Annotated in this window: 1 protein-coding gene and 1 pseudogene; both read left to right on the top strand. The window is 76.9% G+C overall.

Features of this window, described 5'->3' with window-relative positions; translation table 11 throughout:
- On the top strand, positions 1–387 hold a 387-nt coding region (locus ACYVE9_RS29925; protein WP_461030998.1), incomplete at its 5' end, for a DUF2064 domain-containing protein.
- Positions 384–640 (top strand): annotated as a pseudogene (locus tag ACYVE9_RS29920) (class I SAM-dependent methyltransferase); the annotation flags it as partial. The gene ACYVE9_RS29925 and the pseudogene ACYVE9_RS29920, both read left to right, overlap by 4 nt.

Genomic DNA, 640 nt, shown 5'->3' with positions numbered 1-640 from the left:
GACGGCTGCCGCGGGCCCGCCCTGCTGGTCGGCATGGACACCCCGCAACTCAGCGCCGCGCTGCTCGCACCGGTCTGCGCCCCCGACGCCTGGTCCGGGGCCGACGCCTACTTCGGGCCTGCCGCGGACGGCGGCTTCTGGGCGCTCGCCCTGGCACGGCCCGATCCGGAGCTGGTGCGCGGCGTACCGATGTCCAGCGACCGCACCGGAGCGGTGCAGCGCAGGCGGCTGGTCGCCGCGGGGCTGCGGTTCACCGACCTGCCCCGGCTGCGGGCCGGCGACATCGCCGAGGACGCCGCCGAGGGCGCGACAGCCACCACCGGACGGTTCGCCGCCGCGCACGCCAGGACGCTGAAGAACTGGACCCTGCAGACGGGCGCCTCATGACCACCACCTCACCGCCGCCCGACGACCGCATCCCGTGGCGCACCGACCCGTACGCGGACGCCCTGCGCAACGGCCGCGGACCGCTGTTCCTGCGCCGGACCGACGGCTGGCTGCTGCCACTGGAGGTCGAGCGCTGGTGCGCCGGGGCGGACGCCGCGGACATGACGGTGCTGAGTCGCTGCACCGGGGCGGTGCTCGACATCGGCTGCGGCCCGGGGCGCCTGGTGGCGGCCCTGGCCCGGCACGGGCAGAT

Source organism: Streptomyces sparsus (assembly GCF_054776295.1).
The sequence above is the reverse complement of the archived record's forward strand: the minus strand, read 5'-3'. Positions and strand labels throughout refer to the sequence as shown.